Source organism: Cytobacillus sp. IB215665, from assembly GCF_033963835.1.
Taxonomy (GTDB): Bacteria; Bacillota; Bacilli; order Bacillales; family SM2101; genus Nanhaiella.
In genome coordinates, this window is record NZ_JAXBME010000005.1 from 316055 (window position 1) to 342687 (window position 26633).

Sequence of the window (26633 nt, forward strand, 5' to 3'; positions counted from 1 at the left end):
AGTATTGATGTAACTAAAGGCATACTACTCCGTATTAGGAGTGGTATTGCCTTTACTTCATAAATATACTCTAAGTGAAATTAAATGGAAAGAACATCGGATGAGAGGAGTTTTTATATGTTAGTTGCTGAAAACAAAACAGAAAATAAAGTGAAAGAAAGTGCATATTTTCAAGCTTTAGATTTTTTTATGTTAAGATCTCCATTGCTACCATTAGAATTTTACATGAACACTTTTAATCTAAATATAGATAACTATGAAGGTCAAAAAGTTGAGATGATCGATAGATTAATAGATTTATCACAAAATCCCTATATTCGAGAAAGTATCGCTGTGTCTAGCCTTTCATTACTAAAATCACTTCCTAATCTAGCTAATGACAACAATAATAAGAAAAAGGATCAAGCAATAAAAGGCTTTATACGCTATTTCATTCGCATGATTAGTAGACCTACACCTTATGGGCTTTGTTCTGGTGTTTCTTATGGAATTATCGGTGATTCAACACAGTTAAGCGTTAAGGGTATTTCCAATCATCAGAAGAAATCCCGTCCTGATATGGAATGGGTATTAAAGCTAATTAAGTCAGTTGAAACAAATTCAGACATTGTTCATCAACTTCATATTACGACAAATTCTATGGTTTATTTTACAGGTAGCCGGGCAAAGCTCCCTTATGTTAATCGGTATGGAGAAATTGCAGGAGCAAAAGGCATAGAACATTCATCAATTCGCGTTACACCAGTTGTTGAGTTAGTACTTGAACAAGCAAAATCTCCTATTCTATATACCCAATTACTGAAAAAGGTGCAAGAGGCCTACCCTACTACAGATGTGAGTAAAATCAACCAATTCCTGATGCAGTTGTTCCAACAAGAGTTTCTCATCAGCAACTTGAAACCACCGATTACGATTGGTGACCCTTTTAGCTATGTCATTAATCAATTAAGAAAACTAAACGGACTTGATCATTTGCTTGAGCAGTTAAATGAAGTTCAAAATAAGTTGCATCATTATAATTGTATGCCGATTGGTCAAGGTGAAAAAAGTTACAAAGAGCTTGTTGCGACGATGAATAAAGTGATGAAAGTGAAAAATCCAGTACAAGTTGATATGAAAATAGCGACTGATGATATCATCTTACCTGTACATCTACAAGGTGAAGTATCTAAGGTTACAGAGATACTGTGGAGGTTATCTCCCGATAAGCGAAGCTTTACCCATTTAGAAACATATAAAGACAAGTTTTTAGACAAGTACGGTACAACAAGAGAAGTACCAATTCTCAAGCTATTAGATGAAGACATGGGCTTGGGAGCACCGCCAACATATAAGAGTCCAATGAGTCGGATGAGGGCTGAAAGTCAAGGATCAAACATTTCAACTAAGAGAGAAAGTCTATTAATGGAATGGGTTTTAAAAGCACAGAAAAATAAACTGCTTGAGATTGAAATTACAGACGACATGATTCAAGATTTAGAACCAATCCCTCCAAATATAAATCATACACCGTCATCTCTAGAATTATATTTTACATTAGCATCCTCAAGTAAAGAAGAGATAGACAAGGGGAATTATGATATTATACTTTCGCAAAACTCAGGATCAAACGGGGGTGGGAAAACGTTTGGAAGATTCACTAATATGTTAGGGAATGAGATTTACAATAAATTAGAGCATATCCATGAAATTGAAAGTTCATACCAAGCAGAAGATATTTTTGCAGAATTAGCTTATCTTCCAGCAAGTGGAAGAGCTACGAATGTAGCAATTACTCCAAGTGTCCGCCCTTATGAGATTACTTTCGGCACTAATTCATCAAAAGGAGAGGAAAATACTATTCCATTAAATGATATTTTAGTGGGTATTACTATGGAAGATGGCAATTACTCTTTTTATTTGCGGTCTAAACGTTTAGGAAAGAAAATAGTTCCTAAGTCAGGACATATGCTAAATATGATGATGGGGCCGAATGTATATCGTTTTTTAAGGGAGCTTGGCAATGAGAACGAAAGAAGGTGGGAATCATTTTCGTGGGGTACATTAGATTCATCACCATTTTTGCCTCGTCTTCGCTACGGTAAAGCAATTTTATCTTTGGCAAGGTGGAAAATGTCGCCTCATAGTTTGTCAAGTGACAAGTCACTTAGTCATGAAATATGGTTCAATCATTTACAGTCTTGGAAAACTGAGTGGGAGGTTCCGCGATATGTTTATTTAACCGAAGGGGATAATAGGCTACTCCTCGACTTAGAAAATCCATTAACTGTTTTAGAATTACGGCGGGATTTTGAAAAACTAAAAGAAGGTCAGCACTTATTACTAACAGAAGCTGGATTTGATCTATCAGATTCACCATTAGAGGGAAATCAAGGAAACTTTATGATGGAGTGTGTCTTCCCAGTTGTTCGAAAACAATTACAAACAGATTTTTCAAATGATGATATTAAGCAAACAGATCAATTATCTAACGAAAGAAATAAGGAAAACGCCTCTAATATAATAGAAGAAAAATCAAATGTAACATCCGAATTGGAAACCGTTCATCGAACTTATCTACCGGGAGGAGAGTGGGTTTTTCTAAAATTATATGGCTTATCTAGTCGAATTGATGAGTTTATCGTTTGGCATATGAAAACATTGACCGAAAAGGTAGCAGCAAATCAATGGGCAGATCAATGGTTTTTTATGAGATATGCCGATCCAGAGCCACATATTCGCTTACGTTTTAAAGGAAAACCAGATACCCTATATACGAAACTAATCCCGCTCATTCATCAATGGGGAAAGAATTTACAGCAGGAAGGATTACTATCAAGTATGGTCATTGATACTTATGATCCAGAGGTGGAAAGGTATGGTGGAGCAACATTAATCGAAGTGGCAGAAAAAGTTTTTGAAGCTGATAGTGTGATGGTGACAGAATTACTTCGGCTAAAAAGAGAAAACCTAATTTCCTTAGACCTTGACCTTATTGCGGTCATATGTGCTATTGATATTATGGAATGTTTTTCTCTATCATTCAAAGAACAATTAAGCTGGTTTAATGAGAGATTTTCGCACAAAGATTATTTAAAAGAATTTAGACAAAAGAGAAAAAATTACATGGATCTTGGCAACGCTTTCAGTGAATGGGAAAAATTAAGGAGCCATTCAGAGGGAAGGTTAGTGTATCGCTGCTTAAAAATGCGTCGAGACATAATTCGACAGTATGCGGAACAAGTTTACCTTAATCAACAACGGGGAGAATTAATTAGTCAACCAGAAAATATTATATCTAGTGTCATTCATATGACGATGAATCGCTTCGGTATTAGCTTTAACCATGAACGAAAAGTAATGTGCCTCACTCGACATACATTACATAACCTTAGATATTTGAGGGGGATTCGAGATTGAACAAGCAAATGGAGTTTGACTACACATCGCTGAATTGGAAGAACATCTTTCGTTCATTTAGTTATTGGCCTAGAGTTTTTCAGTTGTTGTGGACAACGAAAAAAAGTTATTTTCTTGTCATTCTCTGTCTAACTTTGTTAAAAGGATTATTTCCAGTATTTACATTACTTGCGACACAGGAGCTTATTAATTCGATAGCAATCGGATTGGATCAAGGATTTAAGGTAATTGTTACTGCTTTTTTAGTATTAATAGCAGTGTCATTATTTGACATGATCTTAACTATAATTTATCAGTATTTCGATACTTTGCTTCAACGTTTATTATCAAACAGAATTAATCGATTAATTTTAGAGAAATCTGTAGAAATGAATTTAGAAGATTTTGAGAGCTCATTAATACAGGATGAGCTAAAGCGTGTTCAAAATGAATCTGGCTCTCGACCATTTCAAACGTTAAAAACGATTCTCGGAATGATAAGTAGTATCGTCACTTTACTGTCTACTATCATGGTCATTGTAGTTTGGAAGTGGTGGGTAGCACTAGTTCTAGTTCTAATACCTTTCCTGTCATTTATTTCATTTTTGCGCTTAGGGCAGGAGGAGTTTCTGCGCCGCTGGAAAAGAGCAGAAAAAAATAGAAAATCATGGTATTTTAGTTATTTAATCACAAATGATAAATCAGCTAAAGAGGTTAGAATATACAATCTAGGTAGCATTTTATTAAAAAGATATAATAAAATAATTGAACATTTTTATCAAGAGGACCGCTTACTTCTCATTAAAAGAATAAAAATTTCAACCATATTTAGGCTCATTACAATGGTTATTAACTATTCTATTGTTTTATTAGTTCTATGGTCTGCGTACCTTAAAGAAATATTAGTAGGGAATGTAGTAGGTTTGATTCAAGCTATTCGGTTAACTGAATCCACCGCACAAGGAGTGGTGGAAAGTATTATTTCCCTTTGCCAAAATAATCTGTACTTAGAGCAGCTCTTTAATTTTTTAGATATGCCTATAACTGAGCATCAATTTCGAATGGATAATCAAGTCATCAATCATAGTAAAGGGAATGATAGCTCTTTATTGAAAGAGAAACTGGCAATTCCTCTTTCAACTGTAGAAAAAATAGAATTTAAAAATGTTTCTTTTAAATACAAGGGATCTGACTTTTATGCTTTAAAAGAAGTTACTTTCTCAGTGAGTAAGGGAGAAACTTTAGCAATTGTCGGTAAAAACGGATCTGGGAAAAGTACGTTAGTCAAATTACTAACCCAATTGTATACAGATTTTGAGGGAGAGATTTTGATTAATGGGATATCAATTCGTCAATATAATAAAGATATTTTGCAAAGACATTTTGGGGTTGTTTTCCAAGATTTTGTTCAATATGAATTGCCAGTGAGAGAGAATATTGGTTTTGGAGATTTAGACAAGGTAATGGATAATGAGAACATTGAAAAGGCCGCTGACCGTGCTGGAATCGAAAACCTAATTAAACAGCTTCCTAACGGTATTGATACCCAACTTGGGAAATGGTTTAGTGAAGGACAACAATTATCTGGGGGACAATGGCAACGAATAGCTATAGCTAGAGCTTTTATAAGAAATGCCGATCTGTACATTATGGATGAACCTAGTTCTTTTCTTGATCCATTGGCTGAGAAAGAAGTATTCAAGAAATTTCAAGAGCTTGTTTTTAATCGAATTGGACTGTTTATTACACATCGTTATTCAACGGTTCGCTTTGCGAATCATATTTTATTGTTGGATCAAGGGAGCGTTGTTGAGCAAGGAAACCATAATGAACTAATGAATTTAGGTGGTCGCTATGCTCAATTATACGATGCTCAAGTCTCCTCCTTTTTCGATAAAGAAGATTCTAAGAAACAGGTATCTATTAGTTAAATACTATTAATGATCTAAGAAAGGACTATAAAATGATGATAAATATTGAGCAGCAAGCAGCCTCCGAATTATCTGAGGAGCAATTAACAAAAATAAATAAAATCGTTGTTGATTTAGCTAAAAGATTAGAAAGTTCAGAAATAGTAGAGGAAAACATAAGGCAGTGGAAGCAATCTGATGGGGAAAGTGTAGATAATGTAGAATCTATTATTTCTAAAGAGTTAAATATTTACTTGGGTTTAGGATTATCAGGAGGTATGGCTGGATATTGTTTATTATTTGGAGAGTTGGATAGGTTTTCACCAGATGATGGATGGGATTTGATAGGTCATCAGTATATGGTTCAAATTCAACAGAAGGTACAAGAACAAGGGATATCTACCTTTTCACTATATAGTGGATTAGCCGGAGTCGGTATGGCAGCATTTGCATTATCAAGACAAGGTACCAGATATACCAGCTTAATCACGACAGTCCACAATCATATTGTAGCTAATTTACCTAGCTTTATAAAGTACTTGACCAATAAGTTAAATCAAAATGACATTAAAATGAATGATTATGATGCGATCGAAGGTGCAGCAGGTCTGGGTCGCTATTTATTATTATATAAAGAGAAGCCGGATATTAAAGAAGCGTTAGAAAAAGTAATACAGTATGTGATAAGGCTATCAGAGTTTAAGGAGGTGAATGGAAAAATTGTACCTGGATGGCATATAAGAAGCGAGAATCTTTTCTTGGCTAGTGAAAGGGAAAAGTTTAAAAATGGTAATTTCAATGTAGGTTTAGCTCACGGTATTCCAGGTCCGTTAGCCTTCCTTGTTTTAGCCAAAAAGGAAGGTATAGAGGTAAAAGGTCAGGTTGAAGCTATTGAAAGAATTGTAAATTGGTTACTAGAATGGCAAAGAGAAGATGAGTTTGGTCCAATTTGGCCACTTACCGTCTCTTGGGAAGAATTAATAGATGGGAAGCTTAGCAAGAACAATACATATCATCGAGAAGCATGGTGTTATGGTTCTCCAGGAGTAGCAAGAACGATATGGTTGGCAGGAGATGTGTTGGAACGCAAATCGTGGAAAGAGCTAGCAATAGAGTCTTTTAAAGCAACATTTAGTAGACCGATGAATCAATGGCATATTAATACTCCTAATTTTTGTCATGGTTATATAGGATTATTACAAATAGCTCATAGGATGTATCTTGATACAAGAAATAATGAGATTTTGGAAGGGCGTAACAGGCTCATAGATCTAGTATTAGATATGTACAACCCCGAATTCCCTTTCGGGTATTATGATATCCGACCATGGGAAGGTGAAGAAACACTTATCCATAATCCAGGATTGTTAGAAGGAGCTACTGGATCTGCATTAGTACTCTTAAGCTTAATCAATCAAAATAATTCTAACTGGGATTCAATGTTTCTTATTTCGTAAAGAATGTTATGCCTTATGACAAGGTGAAATAATATGAGAATCAGTGAAATGAAACTATAAGTTGTTACCATAAGATAATGGAACAAAAGGAGAGTATATTATGAACAATGATATTTTCGACTTGGATTTGCAAATTAATAAAGGTTCAACTAAAACACTAGCAGGAGACACGGACGATTGTATCTCTGCTAGCACATGTACATGCATAACATGTAATCATTTGTGCCTGTCAATAGATTGCGAAACGAACGATTGCAATAACACTAGATTTAGTAATTGTGGTTGTGGAACGAGTGAAATATGTTGAAGAAAATGTAGTAAGTTCTCTTTTCACTGATTAAATTGAATACTGAAATGATTGGAAAGTGTGAAGAGTAAAAATTAAAAGCTAGGGGGAAAGTACAATATGAACAAAGATATTTTTGACTTAGATTTGCAAATTAATAAAGGCACAAATAAAACACTAGCAGGGGACACGGACGATTGTATCAGTTGGAGCACATGTTCTTGTGATTGTCCTTGGCTTGTTACGAATGGTTGCGAAACGAACGATTGCAATAACACTAGATTTAGTAATTGTGGTTGTGGAACGAGTGAAATATGTTGAAGAAAAAATAGTGATTTATCCACTTCTTCAACTAATCAAATAGAATATTATAATGATAAGAAAATGAGAAGAGAAAATATTAATTGCTAAAGGGGAGAGAAAAGAATGGACAAAGATATTTTTGATTTAGATTTATTAATTAAGTCGAATTTACATTCAAATAATACAATAGAGGATTCAAATATATGTGTTACAATTCCAGCACATAAATGTAATTATTCATCGGAGTGTATATCCAACGATTGCAATGTGACTGAGTTCAGTGATTGTGGTTGTGGTACCAGTGATATTTGTTGAGGAAAATGTAATTAGTTAACCAATTGTTATAAAACTGATTCAAAAGTTAAATGATTTGATGTGAAATGAGAAGTTATAAAATTTATTGCTAAGGGGGAGAGTACAAGATGGACAAAGATATCTTTGATTTAGATTTGCAGATTAATAAAGGTTCAACTAAAACACTAGCAGGGGATACGGAAGAATGTCTCAGTTTTTATAGTGGATGTGGTTGTAGCATAATGGTTTGTCCTTCAAATGATTGCGAAACAAACGATTGTACAACAAGATTTAGTATTTGTGGTTGTGGTACCAGTGATATTTGTTGAAGAAAATGTAGCAAGTTATCCTCTTTTCACTGATTAAATGGGAAAGTGTGAAGAGTAAAAATTAAAAACTAGGGGAAAAGTACAATATGAACAAAAATATTTTTGACTTAGATTTGCAAATTAAGTCGAGTTCAAATTCAAATAATACAATAGAGGGTCTATCAGCTATATGTTTAACAACGCCATCATGTAATTGTTATTCAGAGGAGTGTATATCCAACGATTGCAATGCCACTGAGTTCAGCGATTGTGGTTGTGGTACCACTGATATTTGTTAAGAGATAAATACTAATAGTGATTTTTTACCTAGTTATCCGTATTTATAGTTTCTTGAGAACAAAGGGTCAGACCCCCTAAATTAAATGAGACTATCAACTCTTATCAAAATAATAGATTTGGTAAGCCTGACCCTATTGGATTATTCTTTTATTCTATAAAGGTTGCATCTTCAATGTAGGTATTATTAATCCTTACTTACTTGTTTTTTTCTTCGCCATTCCCGCATTAAGTCATAGAAATGCCAAAGGGATAGGTCTTTTAGAAAATCTGGATTGTGCATACAAGTTCACCTCTCAATTTGAAATCTGTTTATAGTTACACGTTAATAATGGCTATTTTTGGCTTTTACGAAAAATGAGCCTTGTTAATAAAACCGGAATATTATTAACCTACTTAATCGATTGATATGCTTTTTCATCTTAACCATCACCTTCCTAAATAAAATAAAAAAAAGACCGTTATGGTCTTTTTAATTTATATAAATACTTAGTGGAGTACCTCAAAAAAATGATAAAAGAGAGGCACAAAAAAGTATTTAACACTATTGTAGAAAAATATGGTTAGCTTGAATATAAAGCGCCATATTTATTCTATCATCATAAAAAAACCATAGAGAGGCTCTCTATGGTTTTATATGCATCATAAATATGTTCTATTAAAGTATAGAATCCAATAGAGGCCGATTATTACAATTTATTAAGTTCGTTGATTTATTTATTTCGTTTATCATGTGTAGACCTCCTTAGTATTTCTATCATTATCCAGTATATTATATATTTGGAAGGTAGTAAATAGTTATATTGCAAATATTTATTCTTTCATTAAAGACAATAGTCAATGTTGTATCATTATAAGTTAATTTGTATTTCCAAAAGCATCAGCGATGAGTTCATAGGAGCGTACTCGAGCATCAAAGTCATGCGTAATAGTTACAATCATTATTTCATCTGCATTGTAAGATTCTTTTAATGATTCTAGTTGTTCTTTTACTTGGATTGGGTTACCTACGATCATTCTCTTACGATTTTCTTTCATTCTCATGTAATCCATCTCAGTATAATTATATTCTTGCGCTTGTTGAATACTAGGAACCCCACGTTTACTCTCGCCCTTTTCTAACAATAGTGCTGCTAAATCAATACTTTTGTTTATGCTTTCTGCTTCTTCAATCGTTTCAGCACAAGTGACAAAGACAGCAACACTTGTATGAGGCTGTTGATTCACGGGAGAACGTTTAAAATTATCTTGATATTGACGAACGACACCTTGCCCACCATTACCATTAATAAAATGAGCAAATGTATATGAAGCGCCTAATTCGGCTGCCAATTTAGCACTACCACCACTAGAACCTAACATCCAAAGTTCAGGTGCTGTTGATATTTCAGGTGTTGCTATTAACCCAGGGTGTAGCTTATATTCTTCAACTTCGTGTAAATAACCGACTAATTCCTGGATTTGGTTTGGATATTGATGGAACTTCTTCGTATCTCCTCCTGTTAAGGCCATTGTTGAAAGTGAATGGCCACCTGGAGCTCTACCTACTCCTAAATCTATGCGGTTTGGGTAAAGCGCTTCAAGCATACGGAAATTTTCAGCCACCTTATATGAGCTATAATGTGGAAGCATGACCCCACCTGAACCTACACGAATTTTTGAAGTTTTTGCAGCTATATGTGATATAAGCACTTCTGGTGTGGAACTTACAAGATTAGTAGAACTATGGTGCTCAGCAACCCAATAACGATGATAGCCTAACTTTTCTGTTATTTGAGCGAGCTTCACTGTTTGATTGATCGCCTCGACTGGTGTCACACCTTCAGGTACGGGTGATTGATCTAACACACTTAATCGGACCATTTATCTCATTTCCTTTCATAATAGAATATTATAGTAACTTTATATTATTTACTTACTTAATGTAACTAACTATTTCTTTATGATATAATGAAATAACACATCTGTCAAAATATATAAGTCCTTTGTAACTTTCGTGTTATGATGACAAATTAAGAATAGTATCATGAGATTGAAAAACGAAAAGATATACAATTCTATATGGGCATACATGTATTTATTAATGTTGTACAAAAAGCGACAATATATGTGAATACAAAGCTCTTTTCATAAGGCCCTTTCGATAAACTTGGCTGCTATTGTTACTTATACGGTTGTCATCGTTTTTCAGAAGAAAGCCGCCATGTACTCTAGTTATATACGAGGCAATTTCTTAGTGCTAAAAACAACAATCAAGGTGAAAAACATCCTTTCAAAAACATTGTTACTGTGTTCACAATATCATATCAAATTACAGGTTTACGCGATTGTCAGCGTTAAATAGAAGAAAAGATGAGGAAACATCTGGTTGATTACGAGCGCAATTATTTCTTAGCAAAAAACAAATTAAGGTGAAAACAGCCACTTATATAAGCACTTCTTGGGGGTGAATTATTTGGAAAGATCAAAGTCATGTGCAAACTTCCAACACACATGTGATTTATTAGGAAAGCGATGGACTCTTTTAATTATTCGTTCGTTATTGTCAGGTTCGAAGCGCTTTAAAGAGATGACAGATGACATTGATAACATTAGTCACCGTGTATTAGGAGAGCGCTTAAAAAATTTAGAGCAAGATAATTATGTCGTTAGGCATGTCTACCCTGAAACTCCAGTACGGATTGAATATGAGTTGACGGAAAAAGGTAAAGACTTAGCTGAAACGATTACAGCGTTGGAAAAATGGGCAGAAAAATGGACACATTGAGTAGATAGTATAACAGTAGAAATCTCTATCGCTTAAATATAAGTGATAGAGATTTTGCGTGAAAAGTCAACTTTCATTTGATTTTATGAAAGTTTGATTGTGCAACTAGCATGACGCTTTGTTTTCAAATCTGCTTAAAAAAGTTTTTATTATTTCATCTTTTAAGGGCTTAAACTGTTCATTACTCTGACAGGGTTGGAAAAGTGCAGGCCATGTTAAAGCTCCTTCAACCATGGCATGAAAAATTTGGGCAGCCATGTATGGGTCAGGTACTATCATTCGTCCATCTGCATCTGCAGATGTTAACCATGCTACGAGATTATCGTGAGGAGGGCCATATTTAGTCTTTGTTTTCTTAAGTAGCTGATAATCTTGCATAAATACAGTAGTAAGTACTTTACACAATGCTAGTCGATTAGGGTCATTAACTAGAAAAAGTTCTGCATCAGCAAAGAGCTCAAGCTGTTCTTCTATCGTTTTATCAGGACTATAGCTTATGTTTTTTAATAATTCTTGTTCAGATAAAAATCTTTTGAACACTGCTTGGAATAGATCATCTTTATTTGAAAAATGATTATAAACTGTACGTTTAGAAACTCCTGCATGATGGGAAATACGATCCATAGATGCCTTTTCGTATCCTTCTACTTCAAATGCTTTAATAGCCCCGTCCATAATAGCTTGACGTTTTTTTGATGTTTCCAAAACTTTTTTGTTATCCATCGCTTCATACTCACTTTCTTAAAAATTTTACATAAACTACACCGTGTAGTGCAAAATAGGTATTGACTATATGTAAACTACACCGTATAGTATACACTAAAGATGAATAAAATTCAATAATAACCAAAATTTGCTATACCAAAATGAATAACATGAAGGAGGAAACTGATGAAAGCTATTGTTTTCACTAAATACGGGTCACCTGATGTTCTTCAATACAAAGAAGTAGCAAAGCCGATTCCAAAGGAAGGGGAAGTACTTGTAAAAGTGAATGCAGCTGCTGCTAATCCACTTGATTGGCGTTTTATGAGAGCGAAGCCATTTTTAGCTCGTATAGAAAATGGTCTCTTTAAGCCTAAAAACATGCAGCTTGGTGCAGATATTGCAGGAAAGATCGTTAAGGTTGGTAGCAATGTAACACATTTTAAGATAGGTGATGAAGTATTTGGAGAGAAGTTTGAAACAGGCTTGGGAGGTTTTGCAGAATATGTATCAATCCCTGAAGGTGCATTGGTTATGAAGCCTGCTAACATATCTTTTGAGGAAGCAGCTGCTGTGCCAATCGCTGCCCTTACTGCATTGCAAGGCTTACGCAACGAAGGGAAAATTCAACCAGAGCAGAAAGTGTTGATTAATGGTGCGTCAGGAGGATTGGGGACATTCGCAGTACAGATATCGAAAGCAATAGGGGCAGAGGTAACTGGGGTATGTAGCACAAAAAATGTGGATTTGGTACGCTCTATTGGTGCAGATAACGTTATTGATTATACAAAGGATGATTTTACTAATAACGGAATGGAATATGATCTCATTTTTGATGCTGTAGGAAATCGTTCTGTTTCAGATTTAGAGAGGGCGTTAAGAACGAATGGAACTTGTGCTATAGCAGGATTTACGAATATGGCTCGTTTAATTGAAATTAACGTCAAAGGAAGACGGGTTTCTCGAACAGGCAGGAAGACTATCGGTATGATGAAAACGGTTCATACGAACAAAGAAGATTTGCTTTATTTAAAGGAGCTACTTGAATCTAAGAAAGTTGTACCAGTCATTGATAAATGTTTCCCGTTAAATGAAGCAGCTGAAGCGCTTAAGTATCTTGAGACCGGGCGTGCTAGGGGAAAAGTAATTATAACTGTAGAGTAACTATACTTGCTGGGTGAAGTGATTAAATTATCGTTCTACTTATACACAAAAATTAGTACTTTGTTCATTAAAAATTTGAGGAAATTAGATATGCTTTAGATAATTTATTAGTCTTTTGAGCAGAAAGGATGTTACGATCATTAGTTATTTCATGTAACTCTAAGTATGAAAACATAAATGCTAAATACAATAACAGCATTTAGAATAAGATTGTTTAAGAAAGGAGAATGAGATTGCATACAGAGAAAAAAATAATTGATCTTGATAGAAAAACAACACTTTCAGCATTGTGGATATTTGTATTGTTAAATGTCGTTTTTCGGGATATACATGAATTATTTAGACCTGGACTTCTACAGGAAATGATGATGGGAAATGTGAATGGAACGTTAATTACCGAAGAGCTTTTATTGGTATTTGGAATACTGTTAGAAATTCCTATTGCTATGGTAATTCTCTCGCGAATATTGCAATACAGAATTAATCGCTTAATAAACATTATTGCTAGTTTCATTACAATGATTATGCTAATCATCTTTGGTGGTATAAATGATCTAGATGATATTTTCTTTTTAACTATGGAAATAATAGCTTTAATCGCAATCATATGGTGTGCATGGCGTTGGCCTAACCCTAACCCTTCAAAGTAACCTGCTTTATTTTACCTTCTAACAATATCACCACACTACGACCCTTTTACTATCATTAATACACCCTACTCTTGTAAATCAATCTATGTAGCAAAAAATTCGAACATACTTGACGCCTTTGTTAATAATTGAAGGCGTTTTTTTTGCATGAATATTATAAATAGCTTTTGTTTTTTTGTGAGATATTTGTGAGACAAGATTGTTATAATATGTCGAAAATAGAAAGGAGTATTACATTAGTGCTAGCTTTGTATTAAGAAAACATCATTCAAATTGCTATTCAACCAAACCACGTTATCATCCTATTGGACAATTTCACATCTTAGCCTAGCCATTTATGTTTGCTGCAAGTTGGCATTACACCATGGTCCCCTTTTGGAGTTTGAGTACTTTTTTCACTTGCATTTGAGTAACTGTTACCTACTATGTGTTTTTATAGACTATAGAGAGGAAAAGATGTCCTGAACCTTAGTAATATTCTTGTTTAGCTCTTATTACGAAAAGCAACAAGGAAAAAGCCTTTCTAAACATCATATACATGCCACCAACTATTGTAAGGTTCTGTCATGATATTTAAGTGCATGATTTGGCTAATGTAATTTCTAGATTATATTTTAAATTATGTAATAGTAAGGAAAATACTTATATGTAAAAACAAGATAGGTAATGAAATTGAGTATCACATAGGCATTGAAATGACAACGTTAACAATTGATATTATGATCGTTCCTTATACCTGTAAAATATATATTTTTAGCTCATCATGTAATTTATGTTGCTCTTTTTACTAAGGATTATAACAAGTGGTTCATACAGCGATCATCATTGTAAGGAAAAAAGATGCCACAAATACATCATTTTTCTTAGGAAAAAAACAACTAAATTGTTTAAAAGAGTATTGTAAATCAACGAATAATTGTTAGTTGTATAGATTTTTAAAGGTTTTAAAGAAGGTAGTGTTGTTTCAAGATAACGAAAAAAATAAAGGGGGATGTTATGGAATATAGCAATATACTAAAAGAGCTCATTAGAAAATCAGACTATGAATCTATTGTAAAAATTGAAAGAGAAGTACTGATTAAACTCCTTGAAGAAGTACAAAATATAACTGCTTTAAATAGTCTTTTAATGTCATTTTTAGACAACAAGCTCAAGCTAATAAACCAAGAGGGAAACTCCTCTAAAACAAACAGTTGAAGTGTATTTTGATTGATAAAATTGTGCTGCAAAGGAGTATTAACAATGAATCAATTACAACGAACTATTGAACAAAAAAGAGAGGAGATGACAAGAATTGCAACAAGAGAGGGACTTACAAGCCAAAAAGTCATTAGATGTAGTCAAGAGCTAGATCAATTGATTAATCATTATCTGATTTTCTATAAAAGGTTGAGTTAATTTTTATTTATGAATGTGCACTTTCTGTTTTTACAAATGCTCTTTTCGTAAACTTTGATGCCATTTTACTAAAAGTGGACAGTAAGGGGAGATTTTTTCTGAGCCTCATTATTAAAGTAGGAAAGATGCCAAAAAGGTAGATATATACGTGTTTTAAATGATAGTACGAAAAAATAATTTATGCGAAAGCATCTTATACAAATATGGAGCGAACGAAAATGAGGTCTATAAACAATAACACAGCACGGAGATATTAAGCAGGCTCTTTTTTGGTAAACTTTGATGCCATTTTTACAAATGTTAATTATATTCATATTTATTTCTTAATAAATCGAGAGAACTTATCAATGCAAAAACAGCCATTAATGAACAGCAGACAGCATATTGCTATAGAACTTTCCTAAGCTCGTAAAGGAGACAAACAATGTTTAAGAATACTTCAGTTAAGAAAAAATTATTAATACTCTTTTGTACACCTTTATTATTATCTTTATTGTCCAGTTCTATATTACTGTATTTAAATGATAGAAATGTAGAGAAGCTTATACAGTCTTTGTATGATACGTCATTTCAAACAAACTCCTTAATCTTAGATGCCGATAAGGATTTATATCAAGCATTAGTTGGGTTCCAGTCGTTAACAATAGAGGGGAATTCAGATGAATATATAGAAGAAACACGTCTAGATATTCAAAGTAACATTACAAGAGCAGTTGAAAAAGTTGACGAGTCTTTAACTATTATTCAAGAGCAAAGCTTACAAGACATTACACAACCATCTATCGAGGATAACACTCAGGAAGATACTTCATCTCAAACTGACACTAATAACATAACGATTCAACAGCTACTATTAGATTTTAAGGAACATTTTGGGGTTTGGGCTAAAATCACTGAAGAAAAGGATCCAAGCTATACTTTGTATAAGGATTCACTACCTGTTTTTGAAGCGGCACGTGATAACTTAAAAATATCTGGAGATATATTAAATGATTATGCACTAAATAATATTGATGATATACACCTTTCAAACAAAACAACTAAAATATGGTTTTTTTCCATTTTTTTATTCTTCTTCTTAATGATTACTGGAGGTGGTTTACTTTTCATTAGTGGAATGATTAGAACAATACATGAAATTTTGTTTAAAATACAGGATGTGAGTGAAGGTAATCTTCAAGTTGAATTAAAAAGCAAGTATACGAATAGTGAACTCGGGAAAATGTTAAAGGGTTCAGATGTAATGGTTTCAAAATTAAGGGAGCTCATTTTTAGTATTAATGAACATTCTAAAACTGTTCAAAAAGCTTCTATTGAGCTAAGTCAAAGTAGTAAAGAATCTTCAGCTGCTACTAACCATGTAGCTGATAATATACAGACTATTACTGGAGGAATAGAAGTCCAAGCAAACATGATAGATGAAACGAGCACATCCGTGGAAGAAATGGCAACAGGTGTTCAAAAAATCGCTGAAAGTACTTCGTATATCTCGATGCTTTCAGAAAAAACAGATCATCAGGCAGATAAAGGAAATGAAGTAGTTATACAACTGCAAAATCAAATTGAAAGTATGATGAACACAATTAAACACTTAGCTACCATTGTTACTTCGTTAAATCAACGTTCTGACAAAATTGGCTCTATCATAGACAATATAACAACATTCGCTAATCAGACAAATCTTCTTTCATTAAATGCCTCTATTGAAGCAGCAAGAGCTGGGGAACAAGGGCGTGGTTTTGCAGTAGTTGCTGAGGAAATTAGAAAACTGGCTACAAGTTCATTGGAATCTGCAGAAAGTATTCAAACATTAATTGTTGATACCCAAAGTGAAATTTCTAATGTAACAGAGAGTATGAAATCTGCAGTAGAAGAATCAGCGAAAAGCAATCAATCCATGGTAGAGGTTAGTGAAGATTTTAAAATCATTTCAAAACATATTAAAGATATGGGTGATCATATTCATGAGACCTCAGCAATTACACAACAACTAGCTGCAAGTTCACAAGAGGTCGCCTCATCCATGGCTAATTCTAAAACAACCTCTCATGACATTTTTGCAAAATCACAAAATGTTGTTGCTGCTGCTGAAGAACAGTTAGCCTTAATAGAAAATATGGATGCTGCTGCGCATGAATTAATGAAGGTAGTAGATCAATTAAACAAGTCCATTGCCATTTTTAAAGTATAGTTATTTTAGTATGGAGCGATCTAAGTTTATATGAATGTTCACTTAAAATGGCGAAAGCGTGTAAATACTATTTGAAAAATTCTAATGTCTAATAATCGTTCTATTTGTTATTTTTTTGATTTGATGCTATTATATAAAATTTTCAACGGCTACATAATCCGCACCCAATTATTTAATAACGAAAGCTAGTTATAAATGGTGATAAATTTGCAACAAAAAATCCGAAAACAGCCTAATCAAAGGAATATGAATAAGGTTGTGTTCGCATTAATGGTAGCTTCTCATACTATGAACTACACACGTATACAATGATCGTTCGTGATATCTATTATTATACATCGATAAATATGAATTTAATCTATTTTTAATTGAGGTAATTTCATGTATATAACAACATAGTTCACAAAAAGAGTCTTGAATATTACGACCTTTAAACGAAGAACATTCAGTCAAGGTGGTACAATAGTATAAAAAAATGCTCCAACGCTTGTTTGAGGTCAACAAGATGTTGGAGCATTTTGTATTTGCTGCTTATTTAGTTTTGTTGTAGTGATTGACCATAGCGTTACATTCCTAATACTTTTTGGATACGTTCAATCGCCCAGTCAAGCTCATCTTGTTTAATAACAAGTGGTGGAGCGAATCGGATAACATTTTCATGTGTTTCTTTACATAGTAAACCTTCTGCTTTAAGTGTTTCACAATATTTACGTGCCGGTTCATGTAACTCTACTCCAATAAATAACCCTCTGCCACGTATTTCTTTTATCATTGGATTATTAATTTCTTTCAGCTTATCTGTGAAGTAATTTCCTAGCTCTAATGATCTTTCTGCAAGATTTTCTTCCTCTAACACTTCTAATGATGCGAGTGATACCGCACATGCAAGTGGGTTGCCACCAAATGTTGATCCGTGTGATCCAGGGTTAAATACATTAAGAATGTCTTTATTTGCGACTACACAAGAGATTGGGAATACACCACCACCTAATGCTTTTCCGAGAATCCACATATCTGGTTCTACGTTTTCCCATTCTGTAGCAAACATTTTTCCTGTACGTGCTAAGCCTGCTTGAATTTCATCAGCAATAAATAATACATTCTGTTGCTTACAAAGATCATAAGCTTCTTTTAAGAATCCATCTGGAGGAAATACGATGCCCGCCTCACCTTGAATTGGTTCAAGTAAGAAGCCTGCAGTGTTTGGCGTAATGGCTGCTTTTAAAGCTTCTAAATCACCATATGGAATTAATTTAATACCAGGAAGCATTGGGCCGAATCCTCGCTTATATTCTGCCTCTGAAGATAGAGATACAGCTGTCATTGTTCGCCCATGAAAGTTACCTTCACAAGCGATGATTTCAGCTTGATCTTGTGCAATACCTTTAACTTCATAACCCCAACGGCGTACTGCTTTAATTGCCGTTTCAACTGCTTCGGCACCTGTATTCATAGGTAAAGCCATTTCTTTACCTGTCATTTCACAAATTTTTTCATACCAAGGACCTAGTTGGTCGTTATGAAAAGCACGTGAGGTCAATGTTACTTTATCAGCTTGATCTTTCAGAGCTTGAATTATTTTTGGATGACGGTGCCCTTGGTTAACTGCAGAATAGGCACTTAACATATCCATATATTTATTACCCTCTGGATCTTCAACCCAAACACCTTCTGCTTTTGAAATAACGATAGGGAGTGGATGGTAGTTGTGAGCTCCGTACTTCTCGGTTTGTTCAATGATGCGATTTGAAGTTGTTGTGTTCATCAAATTCTCTCCTTCTTTTACTTAAAAATAGTGTAGTAATTTTCAATGCAATTTTCATGCCAATAAAAGGCTTTTCTTACACTATTGTTTCCCATTTTAACTGTAATAGTGGCTTTATATGATATTCCTTGCTTTACTGAAGAAAAAACGATACGAAGTCTAGTTGTGTATATGTTCATTTCATAGAAGGAAAACAACAGTTAATGCGAAGTAGACTTGTATCATTAGTATTTAACAAATATAAATATGTATTTGTGCAAAAAAAATTTGCATCAAGTTATTACACTGTGTGATTAGTGCATAATTATATTGCGGCTGTCAAGTTGTTCATTTACAATATTATTGTGGTGATGAAGATGAATAACAAGGAACATGAAAATAAGCTTCTGTTAATATTTGATCAACTTGTAGATGAAATTGATATCGGTGTTCATGTGATAGATCAGCATGGACGAACGATTATATACAATAAAAAAATGGCACAAATAGAGGGCATGGAACGTGAAGATGTGTTACACAAAAATTTATTAGAAAGCTATACATTTCAGGATCAACAGTCAAGCACACTCATACAAGCGCTGCAACATTTGCAAATAACAAGGAATGTAAAACAAACATATTTTAACCTACTAGGAAAAGAAATTACAACTATAAACGATACCTTTCCAATTAGCGATAGTAAAAAACAAATGATTGGTGCGATGGAAATTGCTAAAGATGTAACTAAACTTGAGAGACTTATACGGGAAAATATGCAGAAAAAAGGAAATGCAACTTTTACATTTGAACATATTTTAAGTGATAGTCAGGTGATGAAGGAACTAATTGAGACTAGTAAACGAGCAACACGAACTTCGTCTTCCGTACTTATTGTAGGTGAGACTGGAACAGGAAAAGAACTATTTGCTCAAAGCATTCATAACGGTAGCTCTCGATCTGCAAAACCCTTTATTTCACAGAATTGCGCTGCACTACCTGATCATCTTATTGAAGGGTTATTATTTGGTACGAAGAAGGGTGCTTTTACAGGAGCAATAGAGCGGCCAGGGTTATTTGAACAAGCGGAAGGCGGGACATTACTTCTTGATGAAATCAATTCTTTGAATCCAGTATTACAAGCCAAGCTATTACGTGCACTCCAAGAAAAAAGTATACGGCGCATCGGTGACACGAAAGATACGCCAATCGATGTGCGGATTATAGCAACAATGAATGAAGATCCAATAGATGCAATTGCTGAAGGACGATTAAGAAAGGATTTATTCTATCGATTAAGTGTAGTGTCAGTATTTATTCCGCCATTACGTGATAGAAAAGAGGACATTAACCTGCTATTAAATAGTTTTATTAAAAAGTATAATAAACTGTTTGGGATGAGTGTTAAACAAATCGATGAACAAGTAATGAGATCTTTTTATGATTATGATTGGCCTGGAAATGTAAGAGAATTAGAACATATCGTAGAAGGTGCAATGAATTTTATTGATGAGAATGAAGACATTACATTTGCACATTTACCAATTCAATTTAGAAATAAACCTCAGTTCAAACAGCATGCTATTCAAGTTGCTTTAAATAAGGAGGAGTCATTTAAAACACTTGAAGAATATATGAATAATGCGGAGGTTGAGTATATTAAAGAAGCTCTTCAAGTCAATGATTATAATATATCTAATACTGCAAAAGCTCTTGGCATGAGTAGACAGAGCCTTCAATATCGACTGAGAAAATATCAAATTAACAAGCACTTTTAGTAACTTATCGCTTTTTTAATACCTTTGAGTAGTTAGGTATGTTTTTCTAGTCTTTAGAAAGGTGCTTTTACGAAAAATTTGTTGCTTATAAGAACAGTTGCCACAAAAGGTTGTTAAATTTCTCAGTTAACTCTTAGTATGAACACCAACATTAATGAGACAAAAACGTTTCCTGTCTTTGATTTAGGTTTCTTTCACAAACTTTGTTACTATTGAGCCTAAGTACATGAAAAATGCTTGGTTTATATGTATTTTTTTCTTAGAACGAAAAACAACAATCATTGAGAAAACAGTCTAGGTTTACGAAACACAGCTAAGTAGTTTTTCTGTATAAGTAGATTTTAGACCTTCCATGTAGCAAACAATTCCATTACAATTATAGTGTAAACTTTAAATGAGGGAGTCTGGATGATAAATGGAATATATAGTTGACTCGTTTAATCCGTTTCTTATTTTATTGTCAATTATACTAACTATATTAGCTACTTATACTGCTATAGATTTATTATTAATATATAAAAAAGCAGAAAAAAATAAACGACGCATATTTATTAGTGGATCTATTTCTATGGCAATTGGCATTTGGATCGTTAATTTTTTAGGTATACTTGCTAGTGCTCCAAAAGGGATAAAGATATTTCACATACCTCTGGCGACTTTTTCTTTCATTCTAGCACTTCTGTTTACCGCAACTTCCTTTTCCCTAGTAACTAAGAAATCCACGAAGTTTATACATATTTTTATATGTAGTTTAGTAATGACCATTGGTCTTGTCACTAGCCATATTATTGGTATCTCAGCTGTGTCTGATGTTGTCTATAATTTATTGCTAGTTGCTTTATCAAGTATGATTGTATTAGGAACTTTTGTATTTACTTTTTGGATATTGTTTCAACTGCCAACACAGTCTGCAACAATTCGGACTTGGATCACACCGATTTGCTCATTTCTAATTACTTGTGCAATTGTACAAAATCATTTTATTTTAATTAGAGCATCTAACCTCCAGTTTCAAGGAGGGGATGGGTTGGTTCAAAATGCGAATCAAGATGTCACAGCTCTATTTGTTGTACTTGTATTTTCTATAATGATTTTTTCAGGACTTTTGGCGAATAGCATTTCATTAAATAGAAGAGTAGCATCTAAAGAGACATATGCAAAGGACATTACAACCGCGTTAGACGAATCTTCTATTGTGGCTATTACTGATGCTAAAGGATCTATCACATATGTGAATGATAAATTTGTGCAAATTTCCAAATATGAGGAGCATGAATTAATTGGACAGAACCATAGAATTTTGAATTCAAACTATCATTCATCAATTTTTTTCCGAGAGCTATGGCAAACGATTGGTCACGGTGATGTATGGAAAGGACAAATTAGAAATAGAGCAAAGGATGGAACCCATTATTGGGTAGATACAACGATTGTGCCATTACTTAATAGCAAAGGAAAACCTTATCAATATGTATCGATTAGAAATGATATTACAAGTAAAAAGCTGACAGAGCTTCAATTGAAGGATAAATTAAAAGAAATAAGCGATATCAAATATGCATTAGATCAATCAACAATTGTGGCAATTACTGATCGTCAAGGCTTTATTACTTATGCAAATGATGAATTTTGTAAGATTTCTAAATACGATAGAGAGGAGTTGCTCGGCAAGAATCATAGCTTGTTGAACTCTGGATACCATTCCGCTGATTTTTTTAAAAACATGTGGCAAACGATAGGAAATGGTGACATATGGAAAGGTGAAATTCGTAATAAAGCTAAAGATGGATCATTTTATTGGGTTTATACAACAATTGTACCTTTTATTAGTGAGGATGGAAAACCGTATCAATATTTAGCGATTAGAAATGACATCACAGATCAGAAAAAAACGGAAGATATGCTTCATCGACAAGATAAATTAGCTGCGGTCGGTCAATTAGCAGCAGGTGTTGCTCATGAAATTCGAAATCCCCTCACTTCAATGAAGGGCTATGCAGAATTTCTAAGAGAGGATGAAAATAATATTGAACGACAGGAATTCCTCGATATTATTCTTGATGAAATTGAACGAGTGAACTCTATTGTTGAGGACTTTATGGTACTTGCAAAACCTAATGCACCATTGTTAAAAGTGAAGGATATTATACCTATGATAAATAATGTCTTATCATTATTAGAATTTGAAGCTAAAAAAAGGAAAGTAAAACTTAAATTCGAATATAACGAGGAAGCAATAAAGGTCGCATGTGATGAAAATCGCTTAAAGCAAGTTTTCTTAAACTTTATTAAAAATGGTATAGAAGCGATGCCGAATGGTGGAGACCTTATTGTAAGAGCGGTCATTCTCGATGAGCATGTTCAAATTTCCATTCATGATACTGGTGTAGGCATTCCAGAAGAAAAGATGAAGAAGTTAGGTGAACCATTTTATACGACAAAAAAAGATGGAAATGGGCTTGGGCTAATGGTTAGCTTTAAAATAATTGAAAGTCATTATGGTAAAGTTTTTATTGAAAGTGAAGAAAACAAAGGAACAACCTTTAATATTTTGTTGCCTAAAACGGCTTAGCATAGAAAAGAGGGCAGGAGAGTTCTGCCCTTTTTGTATGTGGAAATTTTCTAGGTTAAATGATAATGGTTATTTCTTCATGTTATCTGCAAAAATTTCCATTGATTTACACATGAATTTTGCTAAGCCTTCACCATATTTGTCAATATTCTTTGTGAACCGTTCATCATTAACATACAATTGCCCTAATCCTTTAAATGCCTCAGGAGAATAATTTCCTATCTTATTCAAAAAATCATACCATTCTTTAATTGCTTCTTGTGCTACTTGTGATTCAGGTGAACGGTCTCGAAGTAATGCAAGTTTCATATACACTGAGTCCCACTCTTTGGAAAAATGCTCCCTTTCATCTTTAGACATATTTGTTATACTAGTGTTTACTGTATCCACAGCTTGATCTCCCCAACGTTTACGTGCTTCCTCCTCGTAGGGATTATGACTAAAATCAAAGCCTTCGAATTTTTCTTTATTCGTCATGTGAATTTCTCCTTTCATATGCTTGATTGTTTTATTAATCGTTGTAATCATGTTATCTAGTCGACGTCGCTTTTCTATTAACATTTGTTGGTGAAGTTCTAACGCTTCACGCCGGTTAAATGAAGGGCTATTAATAATCTCGTTAATTTTTTTTAAAGGGAAGCCAAGCTCTCTAAAAAAGAGGATTTGTTGTAATGATTCAAGATTATCATCGGTGTATAGCCGATAACCAGCTTCAGTCACTTTAGCTGGTTTTAGCAGTCCAATTTCATCATAATGGTGTAGTGTGCGCACACTGATACCTACCAAATCTGCAACTTCTTTAACTCTCTTTGACATGGTTATAACCTCCCTTCAACTTTTACTATAAAGTATAACGTAACGTTAGAGTCAATATTAAAAAGGGAGTTTTTACATAAATAATTATTTTCGTGATTTTTTTAAAAAACGATGACTGTACGAAAACTTCTAGTTTAGGAGCAATAGCAACAAAGATAATGGAAAGGCATAAATAAAGAGAATAAATAGCCTTTTGAACATTAAATTTGTATGAAAAGAAGAAATAAGTATGGATGTAGAAGATTGTAAGGCATCTTTTACTTTTGTAAAACGATGGAGGCAAAATAGCTTACTTCTTTGTTGGGTTTTACGAATTTCCAGCAACAAAACAAAGTTATATTCCTATTTTATAGAAGGAAAGCTACTACGAAACAGAGGTTGATTATGTATTTTTTCTTAGACCAGATTAACCATTGACCTGAAAACAACAATAAAGACCGTAAGCTGTTAACTTAACGGTCTCAATCGATTTTATATTAGTTTTTATGAATGCCTAGCTCTACAGTCTTGGCGTAATTTTACATCAAAGCCAACTGCGTAATAGTGTTAGCTGTGGTTAAATTAGGTAGTCTCTTATTTATGCTTGTTCAATAGTTTGGTTAGCCCATTCTTCAACATTCCAAACTTTTGTTACCCAATCCTCATAGAAGTCAGGTTCATGACACACTAGGAGAACCGTTCCTTTGTATGCTTTTAACGCTCGTTTTAGCTCTTCTTTGGCAACGACGTCTAGATGGTTAGTTGGCTCATCGAACAGTAACCAGTTACTTTCATTCATGAGTAATTTACATAGACGTACCTTTGCTTGTTCTCCTCCACTTAATTGATTGAGTGGTCGTGAAATATGTTCGTTTTTTAAGCCACAACGTGCAAGTACTGCCCTTACCTGGTGTTGGTCTAATTGAGGAAACTCATTCCAAACGTCATCAATCGGTGTAATGCTTTCAACTTTTACTTCTTGCTCAAAATAAGATGGATAGAGAAAATCTCCTCGTATAGCTGATCCACTTAATGGATTGATTGTTCCTAGTATCGTTTTTAATAGTGTAGACTTTCCTACTCCGTTACAGCCAACGATGGCAATCTTTTCTCCTCGCTCGATCGTCATTGTTAACTTAGGCAATAGAGGATTGGCATAGCCTATTTCAAGGTCTTTTCCTTCAAAGACAAAACGACTGCTTCCACGTGATTCTTTAAATTCGAATGTTGGTTTCATTGCCATTTCAGGGCGGTCAATCCTCTCCATCCGATCTAATTGCTTTTGGCGACTTTTTGCTCGTCCAGTAGTTGAATATCGTGCTTTATTTTTTGCAATAAAATCTTCTTGTTTTTTAATATGCTCTTGTTGCTTTTCATATGCTTGAAGGTGTTGATTTTTATTGATGTCCGCCATTTCTAGGAATTTTTCGTAGTTTGCGGTATACCTTGTTAACTTTGAAAATTCGAGATGAAATATGACATTTACAACCCTATTCATAAATTCTGTGTCATGTGAAATTAACATAAAGGCGTGAGGGTATTCTTTTAAATAATGGCTAAGCCAGTTTATATGCTCAACATCTAAAAAGTTAGTCGGCTCATCTAGTAATAGTACTTTCGGTTGCTCTAATAACAGTTTAGCAAGTAATACTTTTGTGCGTTGCCCCCCACTTAGTGTGGCAACATCTCGTTCTAAACCAATGGCATCTAGGCCAAGTCCACGAGCTGCCTCATCAACTTTCAGATCAAGTGAATAAAACCCTCCAGCATCAAGCTGATCTTGAATATCGCCCATTTTTTCTAGCAAGACTTCTAATTCCTCTGGAGAGGCTGTAGCCATTTGTGCTGTTATTTCATTTAACTGTTTTTCTTGTTCAAAAAGCGGTAAGAAAGCATCATTTAACACGTCTTTTATCGTTTTTCCAGGAGTTAACACTGTATGTTGATCAAGGTAGCCATATTCAACATTCGGTGTCCATTCCACTCTACCAGTATCATGGATTAATTGTCCGGTAATTATATTCATTAACGTCGATTTACCTACACCGTTTGCTCCGACTAGCCCAACATGTTCTCCAGCTAATAGTCGTAGAGACACATCCTTAAAAAGTGTTCGATCTCCAAAACTATGACTTAAGTCGTCAATTGTTAATAAACTCATTGATATATTCCTCCATTAAATATCTTAAAGAAGCATCTCGACTCATAATACTAAATAGGAGTCGAGATTGCTATTGTTTTCAATTTTGAATAAACAGCCTAATTATATAGGTTTTTTCTGTAGTTTCTTCTGTCAATCATAACATATAGAATGAAGAAGCAGTATCGTGGATATATTCCAATTTTATCTCGATAATACAAGGCCAAAGCGTAGTAAATTAATTTATCAGAATAACAGTAAAAAAGACAGGTTTTGTGTTGTGTGATGAAGACTGGCTTTGCATTTATTGTTGCTTTTAATCATAGGCAGTTTTCGGATAGAATTGTTTTTCGTACAAAAAATAAACATGTAAACTAGTTTTGGGGGCATCTTTTTAACTTTTACAATTATTGAGTTCTCATAAACTCATCATACTGTCCATTTTTAGTACAAGTAGCAAAAAAGTTTACGAAAAGAGCCTTCAAAAAAGTTAAGGTAC

General features: G+C 33.9%; 20 protein-coding genes. 15 read left to right on the top strand and 5 right to left on the bottom strand.

Going from position 1 to position 26633, the window contains the following annotated elements; all coding sequences use genetic code 11:
- The first annotated feature begins 117 nt into the window (after positions 1-117).
- The 7 genes from SLH52_RS09700 (at position 118) to SLH52_RS23360 (ending at position 8235) form a co-directional block, all read left to right on the top strand.
- Positions 118-3399 (top strand): lantibiotic dehydratase, encoded by a 3282-nt coding sequence (locus SLH52_RS09700; protein ID WP_320209058.1) that lies wholly within the window; start codon positions 118-120, stop codon positions 3397-3399.
- On the top strand, positions 3396-5309 hold the full coding sequence (locus SLH52_RS09705; RefSeq protein ID WP_320209059.1) for an ABC transporter ATP-binding protein: 1914 nt from the start codon (positions 3396-3398) through the stop codon (positions 5307-5309). Before SLH52_RS09700 ends, SLH52_RS09705 begins: the two co-directional genes overlap by 4 nt.
- 32 nt (positions 5310-5341) lie before the next feature.
- Positions 5342-6745 (top strand): lanthionine synthetase C family protein, encoded by a 1404-nt coding sequence (locus tag SLH52_RS09710; RefSeq protein ID WP_320209060.1) that lies wholly within the window; start codon positions 5342-5344, stop codon positions 6743-6745.
- 100 nt (positions 6746-6845) lie between these two features.
- A complete protein-coding gene (locus tag SLH52_RS23355) occupies positions 6846-7052 on the top strand; it encodes an FDLD family class I lanthipeptide (protein WP_413785505.1) in 207 nt (68 codons plus the stop codon).
- Between the two features lie 99 nt (positions 7053-7151).
- Positions 7152-7352: a hypothetical protein gene (locus SLH52_RS09715; RefSeq protein WP_320209061.1), complete on the top strand. Its 201-nt coding sequence runs from the start codon at positions 7152-7154 to the stop codon at positions 7350-7352.
- A gap of 404 nt (positions 7353-7756) precedes the next feature.
- Positions 7757-7957, top strand: coding sequence for a hypothetical protein (locus tag SLH52_RS09720; protein ID WP_320209062.1), 201 nt, complete (start codon positions 7757-7759; stop codon positions 7955-7957).
- 86 nt (positions 7958-8043) lie between these two features.
- Positions 8044-8235, top strand: a complete 192-nt coding sequence (locus SLH52_RS23360) for an FDLD family class I lanthipeptide (RefSeq protein ID WP_413785506.1) — start codon at positions 8044-8046, stop codon at positions 8233-8235.
- A gap of 856 nt (positions 8236-9091) precedes the next feature.
- On the opposite strand, the gene SLH52_RS09725 is transcribed toward SLH52_RS23360, so the two are convergent.
- A complete protein-coding gene (locus SLH52_RS09725; protein ID WP_320209063.1) occupies positions 9092-10096 on the bottom strand; it encodes an LLM class flavin-dependent oxidoreductase in 1005 nt (334 codons plus the stop codon).
- A 592-nt stretch (positions 10097-10688) separates the two neighbouring features.
- Between SLH52_RS09725 and SLH52_RS09730 the strand changes: the two genes are divergently transcribed.
- On the top strand, positions 10689-11000 hold the full coding sequence (locus tag SLH52_RS09730) for a helix-turn-helix domain-containing protein (protein WP_320209064.1): 312 nt from the start codon (positions 10689-10691) through the stop codon (positions 10998-11000).
- Positions 11001-11105: 105 nt separating this feature from the next.
- Here SLH52_RS09730 and SLH52_RS09735 read toward each other — a convergent pair whose 3' ends face one another.
- Complete coding sequence (locus SLH52_RS09735; RefSeq protein WP_320209065.1) at positions 11106-11723, bottom strand: TetR/AcrR family transcriptional regulator; 618 nt, start codon at positions 11721-11723, stop codon at positions 11106-11108.
- Positions 11724-11891: 168 nt separating this feature from the next.
- Here SLH52_RS09735 and SLH52_RS09740 point away from each other — a divergent pair, with 168 nt between their 5' ends.
- The 5 genes from SLH52_RS09740 (at position 11892) to SLH52_RS09760 (ending at position 17108) form a co-directional block, all read left to right on the top strand.
- Positions 11892-12869: an NAD(P)-dependent alcohol dehydrogenase gene (locus SLH52_RS09740; protein ID WP_320209066.1), complete on the top strand. Its 978-nt coding sequence runs from the start codon at positions 11892-11894 to the stop codon at positions 12867-12869.
- Positions 12870-13102: 233 nt separating this feature from the next.
- Positions 13103-13519, top strand: coding sequence for a DUF6326 family protein (locus SLH52_RS09745; RefSeq protein WP_320209067.1), 417 nt, complete (start codon positions 13103-13105; stop codon positions 13517-13519).
- Positions 13520-14515: 996 nt separating this feature from the next.
- Positions 14516-14716 carry a hypothetical protein gene (locus SLH52_RS09750; protein WP_320209068.1) on the top strand — a complete coding sequence of 67 codons (201 nt, stop codon included), beginning with the start codon at positions 14516-14518 and terminating at the stop codon, positions 14714-14716.
- A 45-nt stretch (positions 14717-14761) separates the two neighbouring features.
- On the top strand, positions 14762-14917 hold the full coding sequence (locus SLH52_RS09755; protein ID WP_320209069.1) for an aspartyl-phosphate phosphatase Spo0E family protein: 156 nt from the start codon (positions 14762-14764) through the stop codon (positions 14915-14917).
- Between the two features lie 424 nt (positions 14918-15341).
- A complete protein-coding gene (locus SLH52_RS09760; RefSeq protein WP_320209070.1) occupies positions 15342-17108 on the top strand; it encodes a methyl-accepting chemotaxis protein in 1767 nt (588 codons plus the stop codon).
- A gap of 565 nt (positions 17109-17673) precedes the next feature.
- On the opposite strand, the gene SLH52_RS09765 is transcribed toward SLH52_RS09760, so the two are convergent.
- Positions 17674-18873 (bottom strand): ornithine--oxo-acid transaminase, encoded by a 1200-nt coding sequence (locus SLH52_RS09765; protein ID WP_320209071.1) that lies wholly within the window; start codon positions 18871-18873, stop codon positions 17674-17676.
- Between the two features lie 356 nt (positions 18874-19229).
- Here SLH52_RS09765 and SLH52_RS09770 point away from each other — a divergent pair, with 356 nt between their 5' ends.
- Together SLH52_RS09770 and SLH52_RS09775 are read left to right on the top strand one after the other, a co-directional pair.
- Positions 19230-20627: a sigma-54 interaction domain-containing protein gene (locus tag SLH52_RS09770; RefSeq protein ID WP_320209072.1), complete on the top strand. Its 1398-nt coding sequence runs from the start codon at positions 19230-19232 to the stop codon at positions 20625-20627.
- Positions 20628-21042: 415 nt separating this feature from the next.
- Positions 21043-23199 (top strand): PAS domain S-box protein, encoded by a 2157-nt coding sequence (locus SLH52_RS09775; RefSeq protein ID WP_320209073.1) that lies wholly within the window; start codon positions 21043-21045, stop codon positions 23197-23199.
- Positions 23200-23268: 69 nt separating this feature from the next.
- On the opposite strand, the gene SLH52_RS09780 is transcribed toward SLH52_RS09775, so the two are convergent.
- Both SLH52_RS09780 and SLH52_RS09785 read right to left on the bottom strand, forming a co-directional pair.
- Positions 23269-24015, bottom strand: coding sequence for a MerR family transcriptional regulator (locus SLH52_RS09780; RefSeq protein WP_320209074.1), 747 nt, complete (start codon positions 24013-24015; stop codon positions 23269-23271).
- 577 nt (positions 24016-24592) lie between these two features.
- Positions 24593-26155 carry an ABC-F family ATP-binding cassette domain-containing protein gene (locus SLH52_RS09785; protein WP_320209075.1) on the bottom strand — a complete coding sequence of 521 codons (1563 nt, stop codon included), beginning with the start codon at positions 26153-26155 and terminating at the stop codon, positions 24593-24595.
- Between the last annotated feature and the right edge of the window lie 478 nt (positions 26156-26633).